This window comes from Hymenobacter agri (assembly GCF_054778495.1).
Map to the genome: position 1 here is coordinate 1 of NZ_BAAGZM010000139.1, position 8,552 is coordinate 8,552.

The 8,552-nt window shown below is 61.9% G+C and carries 8 protein-coding genes; 3 read left to right on the top strand and 5 right to left on the bottom strand.

The genetic code is table 11. From position 1 onward, the window contains the following. Positions 1–184: 184 nt before the first annotated feature. Genes ACYVDE_RS09295 through mfd form a run of 3 tightly spaced genes read right to left on the bottom strand, consistent with a single transcriptional unit; the run spans position 185 to position 4,796 of the window. Positions 185–634 (bottom strand): GNAT family N-acetyltransferase, encoded by a 450-nt coding sequence (locus ACYVDE_RS09295; RefSeq protein WP_460501216.1) that lies wholly within the window; start codon positions 632–634, stop codon positions 185–187. Between the two features lie 10 nt (positions 635–644). Further along, entirely contained in the window at positions 645–1,328 is a 684-nt protein-coding gene (locus ACYVDE_RS09300) for a DUF6624 domain-containing protein (RefSeq protein WP_460501217.1), read from the bottom strand. Between the two features lie 54 nt (positions 1,329–1,382). Beyond that, positions 1,383–4,796: a transcription-repair coupling factor gene (gene mfd / locus ACYVDE_RS09305; RefSeq protein WP_460501218.1), complete on the bottom strand. Its 3,414-nt coding sequence runs from the start codon at positions 4,794–4,796 to the stop codon at positions 1,383–1,385. A 264-nt stretch (positions 4,797–5,060) separates the two neighbouring features. Between mfd and ACYVDE_RS09310 the strand changes: the two genes are divergently transcribed. Beyond that, positions 5,061–5,804 (top strand): metal-dependent hydrolase, encoded by a 744-nt coding sequence (locus ACYVDE_RS09310; protein WP_460501220.1) that lies wholly within the window; start codon positions 5,061–5,063, stop codon positions 5,802–5,804. A gap of 394 nt (positions 5,805–6,198) precedes the next feature. Further along, a complete protein-coding gene (locus ACYVDE_RS09315; protein ID WP_460501221.1) occupies positions 6,199–7,197 on the top strand; it encodes an NYN domain-containing protein in 999 nt (332 codons plus the stop codon). A 78-nt stretch (positions 7,198–7,275) separates the two neighbouring features. Here ACYVDE_RS09315 and ACYVDE_RS09320 read toward each other — a convergent pair whose 3' ends face one another. Beyond that, positions 7,276–7,761 carry a PaaI family thioesterase gene (locus ACYVDE_RS09320; protein ID WP_460501222.1) on the bottom strand — a complete coding sequence of 162 codons (486 nt, stop codon included), beginning with the start codon at positions 7,759–7,761 and terminating at the stop codon, positions 7,276–7,278. Positions 7,762–7,872: 111 nt separating this feature from the next. Here ACYVDE_RS09320 and ACYVDE_RS09325 point away from each other — a divergent pair, with 111 nt between their 5' ends. Then, positions 7,873–8,187: an Mpo1-like protein gene (locus tag ACYVDE_RS09325; RefSeq protein WP_460501223.1), complete on the top strand. Its 315-nt coding sequence runs from the start codon at positions 7,873–7,875 to the stop codon at positions 8,185–8,187. A 75-nt stretch (positions 8,188–8,262) separates the two neighbouring features. Here ACYVDE_RS09325 and ACYVDE_RS09330 read toward each other — a convergent pair. Next, positions 8,263–8,552, bottom strand: a 290-nt coding sequence (locus tag ACYVDE_RS09330) for a GNAT family N-acetyltransferase (protein WP_460501224.1), incomplete at its 5' end; no start/stop codon positions are given.

The following is an 8,552-nucleotide window of genomic DNA, read 5'->3' on the forward strand; positions in this document are numbered from 1 at the left end:
GCCCCGGCCGCAAGATGGGCCACCTCACCATCACCGGCCCCGACGTGGCCGGCGTGCGGACCGTGGCCCAGCGCGCCGCTGAGCTGCTGGGTCTGCCGGGGCTGGATGTGGGATAACAACAGTTGAATGTCGACTCAACAGGCTATTCCCACATCCAATTCTCCGGTAAACCGGGTTTAAATGGCTATGCCCGCCGCATCGGAATATGCGGGATGCCGTCTTCTACGTACATCGGCCCGCACTGCTCGTAGCCGAACTCATTGTAAAACCCTTCCAAATGCTGCTGGGCCCCGATTTTATTGGGCTGGGGGCCAAATAGCGCGTCGGAGTACGTCAGCGCCTGGCGCATCAGCTCGCGGCCCAGGCCGTACTGCCGGAAGGCCTGCGCCACAATGACGCGCCCGATGCTGGCCTCGGCGTAGCTGACACCGGCCGGAAACAGGCGGGCGTAGGCAGCCAGCTCGCCGGCCTCGTTGTAGCCCAGCAGGTGGTGGGCGTCCATGTCCTGGCGGTCAATGTCCTGGAACACGCAGTTCTGCTCCACCACGAATACTTCGGAGCGCAGGCGCAGCAGGTCGTAGAGAATCAGGTTGGGCAGGCTTTCGAAGGGCAGGCAGTGCCAGCGGATAGTCATAGGGCAGGGCTTAGTTTTTGGGCATTTTTTCCACGTCTTTCAGCGTCAGCACCCGGTACTGAATGCCGAGGGCGGCCGCGTTCTGCTCCACGGTGGTCGGGAAGCCAGCCTCTCGGCGGCGTTCGTTCACCCGGGCGGGGTTTTCAATGGGCCAGATGAAGGGCGGTTGGGCCTCGTGGCGGCCGGTTTGCGGGTTGGTTATCGAGTAGCCGTAGCCCTGCGTACCGTAGCGCTGGGGCTTGCCCGCGCGCATCAGCTGGCGGTCCAGCATCTGGGCGTAGAGGCGGTAGGGCAATTCGCCCCGGTCGGCGGCTTTCTTGATGAGGGGCAAATACTGGCCAATGGCGTCGGAGTGCTGGATGACGTACCACGCGGCCTCGTTCGTAGGCTCGCCCACCAGCGTTTTGCCGGGGTAACCGTACTGCTGCACAATGACTTTTACCCGGCGCAGGTTGGTTGAGTCGGTGCGCAGCATCTGGCCCGGCAGGTAGGTGGGCAGGCTTTCACGTGTCACGCCTAGGGCGCGGGCCAGCGAGTCGGGCCGGTGGCGCGGTCCGAAGAGTAAACTGCGCCATTTCTGGTCCACGGCGTAAATGCTGTCGAGCTCGTGCTTCAGGCGTAGGTTCTGCGGCGCGGTTTGGGCGGCGGCCAACTGCGGCAGCAGTGCAAGAAGCAGGAAAGGCAGAGATTTCATAGAAACGCAGTTACACTGAACGTTATGCACCGAGACAGACGCAATTATGCGTCGCTATGCCGTCACGGCCTCCTCGCTGCCCAGCTCGCTCAGCACGCGCTTGGCCTGCTGAATGGAGCGTACTTCCTCAAACGTCACAATCAGTTGCGCCTTGTGCTCCTTCAGCTTGGCCGTGCGCGGGTGCGTCTGCACGTAGTTGAGGATGGTGCCGAACTGCTCGCCCTGGAAGTAGGCCTTGTGGTCGTCGTCGGCGGCCAGGTAGCCTTTCAGCGTGTCGCGCTTGAGCGTGATTTTGGTGAAGCCCACCTTGCAGGCCTGCCAGCGCAGGCGCACGATGTCGGCCAGCTGCTCCACCTCGGGCGGCAGCGGCCCGAAGCGGTCGACCATGCTGGCCAGCAGCTTGCGCAGCTCCTCTGGCTTCTGGGCGCGGTCGAGCTTGGCGTAGAGCTGCAGGCGCTCCGACACGTTGCTCACGTACTTCTCCGGAATGAGCACCTGCTGGTCCGTCTCCACGTTGCACTCGTGGGCCCGGCCCGCGCCGGCTGCCATTTGCAGCCGCTGGTTGGAGTCGCCGAGGAACAAGTCGCGGAATTCGGTTTCCTTCAACTCGGTCACGGCCTCGTCCAGAATCTGGTGGTAGGTTTCGTAGCCCAGGTCGTTGATGAAGCCCGACTGCTCGCCGCCCAGCAGGTTGCCCGCCCCGCGAATGTCGAGGTCGCGCATGGCCACGTTGAAGCCCGCGCCCAAGTCCGAAAACTCTTCCAGCGTACTCAGGCGCTTGCGGGCGTCGCTGGGCAGGTTGGCCACCGGCGGCGTGAGTAAGTAGCAGTAGGCCTTGCGGTTGGAGCGGCCCACGCGGCCGCGCATCTGGTGCAGGTCGCTCAGGCCGTGCAGGTGGGCGCGGTTGATGATGATGGTGTTGGCGTTCGGGATGTCGAGACCCGATTCAATCAGGTTGGTGCTCACCAGCACGTCGTACTCGCCCTCCACAAACTTCATCATGCGCTTCTCGAGCTGGTCGCCCTCCATCTGCCCGTGAATGGTGGTGATGCGGGCATCGGGCACCATGCGCAGTATCATGGCGGCCTGCTCGTCGAGGTCCTTCACGCGGTTGTGCACGAAAAACACCTGCCCGCCGCGCTTCAGCTCGCGGGCCACCGCGTCGCGCACCAGTATCTCGTCAAACACGTGCAGCTCGGTGTTCACCGGCTGGCGGTTGGGCGGCGGGGTGGCAATCACGCTCAGGTCGCGGGCGCCCATCAGCGAGAAGTGTAGCGTGCGCGGAATGGGCGTGGCTGAGAGCGTGAGCGTATCCACGTTCACCTTCAGCTCCTTCAGCTTGTCCTTGGTTTTCACGCCGAACTTCTGCTCCTCGTCAATCACCAGCAGGCCCAGGTCCTTGAACTTGATGTCCTTATTAGTCAGGCGGTGCGTGCCAATGAGGATGTCAGTTTTGCCCTCGGCCACGCGCCCCAGCGTTTCCTTAATCTGCTTGGTGGTTTTGAAGCGGTTGATGTATTCCACCGTCACGGGCAGCGTGGCCAGCCGGTCCCGAAAGGTCTTGTAGTGCTGCATGGCCAGAATGGTGGTGGGCACCAGCACGGCCGCCTGCTTGCCATCGGCCACGGCCTTGAAGGCCGCCCGAATGGCCACTTCCGTCTTGCCGAAGCCCACGTCGCCGCACACTAGCCGGTCCATGGGGTGGGGCTGCTGCATGTCGTTTTTCACGTCCTCGGTGGCCTTGGCCTGGTCGGGCGTGTCCTCGTAAATGAAGCTCGATTCGAGTTCAGCCTGCATGAAGCCGTCGGGCGAGAAGGCGAAGCCGGGCGCGGTTTTCCGCTTGGCATATAGTCGAATAAGGTCGGCGGCAATGTCCTTCACCTTCTTCTTCACCGACTTCTTCTTGTTCTCCCACTCTGGCGAGCCCAGCTTGCTCATCGTGGGCGGCGCGCCCTCCTGGCCGCTGTACTTGGCAATCTTGTGCAGGGCGTGGATACTCACCGTGAGCACGTCGTCGTCGCGGTACACCAGCCGGATGGCCTCCTGAATCTGCCCATTGATTTCCACCTGCGTCAGCCCCGCGAACCGGGCAATGCCGTAGTCCTGGTGCGTCACGTAGTCGCCGGGCTGCAGGGTTTTCAGCTCGCGCAGGGTCAGGGCCTTCTTCTTCGAAAACTTCCTGGTTTCCTGGGCGCGGTAGTAGCGCTCAAACAGCTGGTGGTCGGTGTACACGGCCAGCTCCAGCTGCTCGTCCACAAAGCCCTCGCGCAGGGCCAGCAGCAGGTGCTGAAACTGCACGTTGTTGTCGAGCTCGTCGAAGATGGTGCGTAGGCGGTCGGCCTGGCGCACGGTGTCCGAAGCAATAATGGTGGTGAAGTTGCGCAGCTGGTTTTCGCGCAGGTTCTTGGCCATGCGCTCAAATTCCTTATTGAAGCTCGGCTGCGGCTTGGCCGTAAACTGAAATGTTTCAGCATTCTTAAAGTGGAAGCGCTTGCCGAATTCCACCACCGCAAATTCATCGAGCAGTTTCTTGAAGCTCTTGCCGCTCTCGAACAAGTCGGCCGGCTTGCTCACAATCTGCATGCCGCCGGCTTCGGCCAGCATCTGCTCGAAGTTGGCCTCGGCCTTTTCGTACAGCTCGCTCACCACGTCCAGCGTCTGGCGCACGTCTTTCAGCCAGAGACAGGCCGTGCGCGGCAGAAAGTCAAAAAACGCCTCCCGCGTTTCGGTCAGCATCTTGGTCTGCACGTTCGGGATGATGCTGATGCTAGGCCGCGGGTCGACCGACAACTGCGTTTCCGGGTTGAACGTGCGGATACTCTCAATCTCATCGCCGAACAGCTCGAGCCGGAACGGCAGCTCATTGGCATAGCTGAACACATCCACAATACCGCCGCGCACGGCGTACTGCCCCGCCTCGTACACAAAATCCGTCTTCTCGAAGTCGTACTCGCCCAGCAGTTCGCCCAGGAAATTCACGTCCAGCTTGTCGCCCACCTTGGCGTTGAAGGTGTTTTTCACTAGGCTCTGACGGTTGATTACCTTCTCCGTCAGCGCCTCCGGGTAGGTCACGATGAACACGCTGTTGCCGCTGCCCGCCGCTCGCGTCGTGTTAATGCGGTTCAGCACTTCGGCGCGCATCAGCACGTTGGCGTTTTCGGTTTCGTCAAACTGGTAGGCCCGCTTATAGGAGCTCGGAAACAACAGCGCCTCCGGTCCCTCGGGCAGCAGGTGCTGCAAATCGGCCAGAAAATACGCTGCCTCGTCCTTGTCGTGCAGCACGAACACGTGCGGATGCTGGGCGTGGGCCACCGCAGCAGCTACCACGGCATCCTGGCTGCCCACGAGGCCGCGCAGGTGCAGCCGCACGCCGTTGGGGTCGGGCTTGGCCGCGCCGCGCAGGCGGGAGGCTAGCACCTGTAGTTCCGGAGACAAACGATAGAGGCGAAGAAAATCAGCTACTTGCACAGGGTATCAGGCTAGAAGGGGCAAATGAACTAGCCCGGCCAGAAGATTTTCCGGTCGGGCTGCGGGGTAAATACACGGCAAAGGTGGCGAAGGTTTCCGGGGCTGCCCGTAGCTTCGCGGCCTGCCGGTCATGCAGAGCGCAGCGAAGCATCTTGCCTGCCGGAAGTAATTCAATGGCCGGGAAAAGGATTAGTAGAGGCGAGCGAGATGCTTTGCTACTCTCTGCATGACCGGCGCCACCAGCAACCAGCAACTCCTCCACGCATGCGCGGCTCTTCCCATTTGGCCATCGGCCTCATCACCGGCGTGGCCGTGGCCGGGCTGGCCCCGGGCATTCCGTTTTCGCTGGCCGGCATCGCGCTGGCCGGCTTCTCCAGCCTCGCCCCCGACCTCGACCACCCCGAAAGCCGCCTCAGCAAGCGCCTCGGCTTCACGCAGAAATTCGTGCGCTGGGCCTTCGTCGGCGCGGGCCTGCTCATTGGTGTGTTTGCCTACCTGCAGCTGCCGGCCAGCGCCCAGCAGCGCCTCTATTTCACGGTGGCGCTGGCCTTCGGGCTCATTGGTGTGGGCATGCAGGGCGGCTCGGCCCGGCGGCTGGCGCTGCTGTTCACGGGCTTGGGCACGGTAGTGGCGGGCCTCTACACCGAGCAGCTGTGGCTGAGTTTGCTGGGCACCTTCGTGGCGCTGGCCCCCTTCACCACCCACCGCTCCTGGACGCACACCATCTGGGCCACGGCCCTCTGGACCTACATCGGCCACCTCGCCGACCGCCACCTGGGCTGGCGCGGCGTGGCCCTCTACGCCGGCACCGGCTACGCTTCCCACCTAGTGGCCGATACCCTCACCAAATCGGGCGTACGCTGGTTTTTGCCCATTGCCGACTATTCCTTTAAGATTCCGCTCATCAGCACGGGCTCGGCCAGCGGCAACGTCATGGAAGTGGGCATCTGCGTGGGCTACGCGCTGCTGGTGCTGGGGCTGGTGGTGGGCTCGATGCACCTGATATAGCAGCCGCCCCCGCAAAGGCCGTGCAGCATCGCTGGCGGGCTTATATCGCAACCTTATACTATTGCATAAGTCAGCTAATAACGCTAGCTTCGCAGCAGATATGTTGTTAAAATAGGACTGTGTTGGTATTGATTCAGGTTGTTATTCCGCGATTTCAATCGTTTCCGCCGGCTAGGCCCCGTTAAAGTTTCATTTTCCGAGCATTCGGTACCGTGATTGCCCTCGCCGGGCGGTCGCGCCGGGCTCTTGTTATACTCCCGCTGCCGTTTTGAACCTCCCATCAGCTGGCATGTCTGCCCGCGTTCAGGTTGGTGTTTCTACCCTCAATTAACTCACACTACATCCCACTCAAAACACTCTTCTAACTTTACGCAACTTCATTACCATGAACCAGATGAACAGCCCCTTGATTCGGGTTGGTGTCTTTTATGACGGCAACTATTTCTTAAAAATTAGCGACTATTATTATTTCCAGCACGAGCGCAAGGCCCGTATCAGCCTCGAAGGTCTCCACGAATACATCCGCCACCAGGTAGCCGAAGAAGAAGATGTAGACGTGCGCTTGGCGCGCATCACCGATGCTCACTTCTTCCGCGGCCGCCTCTCGGCCACCGAAGCCCGCGACAAGGACCGTCTGTTCCACGACCGCCTGCTCGACGACATTCTGATGAACCTGGGCGTGCAAACGCACTACATGGCCCTGAAAACCCGCGACGGCCGCCTGCAGGAAAAAGGCATCGACGTGTGGCTCTCGCTCGAAGCCCTCGAGCTGGCCCTGCACAAAACCCTTGATGTGGTCGTGCTCATCGCCGGCGATTCCGACTACGTACCCCTCATCCGCAAGCTCAACACCGTGGGCACCCGCGTGATGCTGCTGAACTGGGATTTCAAATACGAAGATTTCAAGGGCGAAACCCGCGTGACGCGCGCCTCGCAGCAGCTGCTCGAGCAGGTGACCTACCCGGTTGCCATGCACGACGTGATTGACCGCGGCCTGCAGGAGCAGGATGAAGTGGTAGAAGCCATGTTCGTGAACCAGAGCGAGCCCGCCGCCTTTGCCCCCAGCACCGCTGCGGCGCCCAAACTGGCCCGCCCCACCGGCCCCACCGCTGCCGGCCCCGTGGGCACGCTCGGCATGAGCACCATCAAAAATCTGAAAAACGGCTTTGGCTTCGTGGTAATGCCCCCGAACAACCTGTTCTTCAGCTACGCCGACCTTACCGAAGGCGACTTCAACGACCTGCGCGAAGGCGACTGGGTGGAGTTCACCGTGGGCCGCAACCACCGCGACGAAGACTGTGCCCGCAACGTACGCAAAGTGCCCGCCCCGCAAATGACCGACGGCGAAGATGAGTACGAGCCCGTGGGCGTGCACTCGTCGGTAGAGCTGTAAATCAGCGAAGCGTTAAAAGAGAAAAAGCCCGCCTGATGACTCAGGCGGGCTTTTTCTCTTTTAACGCTTCGCTGTTACTTATTGCCCGCCCGTCAGCAGCTGCGCGAAGTCGCGCTTGCTGGCTGGGTAGCGGTTGAAGGTGCCGAGGCCGCGGGCGACGGCTACATCGTCATGGCCTTCTTTTACGCGGTACACCACGCAGCTGCTCACGACCAATGAGTTGCCGCCGTGGTCGACTACGCCGCGGGCCACCAATTCGTCGTGCAGGTGCACCGCGTGCAGGTAGTTCATCTTGAATTCGACGGTAGATACCAGCTCTAGCTTGGTGAAGGCCAGCGAGAGGGCGGCTGCGCCCAGGGCCGCGTCCATCAGCCCGGCCAGTACGCCGCCGTGGCAGGTGTTGGGCGAAGAGAGGTGCTCGTCGCGGATGGTCATGCGGTATTCGACTTGGCCGGGCGCGCTCACCGTCAGCACCATGCCGTTGGTGCGACCGTAGTGGTTCATCTGGTTGTAGGCAGCCACCATCGTGGCGAGGTTGGGGAGGGCAGGGGTGAGGTCGGACATGGGTCGGATGGAAATTACCCTGGCAAGTTTGCCGAAAAAATCACTTCATTTGCCATCGGCCGCTGTGGCCGCCCTGAGCAGCGCCTACTTTCGTCTTTCACGCTTCCGGTTATGTCGACGCAGCCTTTCACGTTTGCCGAGTTCTATCCGCGCTACCTGCGCGAGCACAGCCGGCGGGGCACGCGGGTGCTGCATTTCGTGGGCACCACGCTGTTCATCGTGTGCCTGGCCATGCTGCTACGCACCGGCAACTGGAACTGGCTGGCGGCGGGTGTGGTGGCGGCCTATGGCTTTGCCTGGGTAGGCCACTTTTTTGTGGAGCACAACCGGCCGGCCACGTTTCAGCACCCGTGGTATTCGCTGCTGGGCGATTTTCGCATGTACTTCGACCTGTGGCGCGGCCGCGAGAAGTTTGGGGATAAGTAACGTAGCGTGGACTCTGCGAGTCCGCGCCCGTTTGCGTAGCTAGGGCAGGCAATGCGCGCACTCACAGAGTCCGCCCTACAGCTCCTTTCGCATTAGAAAATGCGGAATAACGCCAAATAGCACGTGCGACGGCTCCACCACCGCGTAGCCCAGCCGTGCATAAAAACCCACCGCCGACTCGCGGGAGTGCAGCACGATTTCGCGGAGGCCCGCGGCGCGCGCCTGTTCCTCGAGGTAGTCCACCACACACTGGCCCAGTCCCTGCCCCGCCGCCTCGGGCGCCACGGCCATGAAGCGAATCTGGCCCTGCCCCTCGCCGGTGGGTTGCAACATGCCCACGGCCAGGGCGCGGGACTCGGCCGCGT

Excerpts from the sequence above, each read along its gene's own strand:
- ACYVDE_RS09295 (WP_460501216.1), bottom strand. The coding sequence starts at position 634 with ATGACTATCCGCTGGCACTGCCTGCCCTTCGAAAGCCTGCCCAACCTG.
- ACYVDE_RS09300 (WP_460501217.1), bottom strand. The coding sequence starts at position 1,328 with ATGAAATCTCTGCCTTTCCTGCTTCTTGCACTGCTGCCGCAGTTGGCC.
- ACYVDE_RS09310 (WP_460501220.1), top strand. The coding sequence starts at position 5,061 with ATGCGCGGCTCTTCCCATTTGGCCATCGGCCTCATCACCGGCGTGGCC.
- ACYVDE_RS09315 (WP_460501221.1), top strand. The coding sequence starts at position 6,199 with ATGAACAGCCCCTTGATTCGGGTTGGTGTCTTTTATGACGGCAACTAT.
- ACYVDE_RS09320 (WP_460501222.1), bottom strand. The coding sequence starts at position 7,761 with ATGTCCGACCTCACCCCTGCCCTCCCCAACCTCGCCACGATGGTGGCT.
- ACYVDE_RS09325 (WP_460501223.1), top strand. The coding sequence starts at position 7,873 with ATGTCGACGCAGCCTTTCACGTTTGCCGAGTTCTATCCGCGCTACCTG.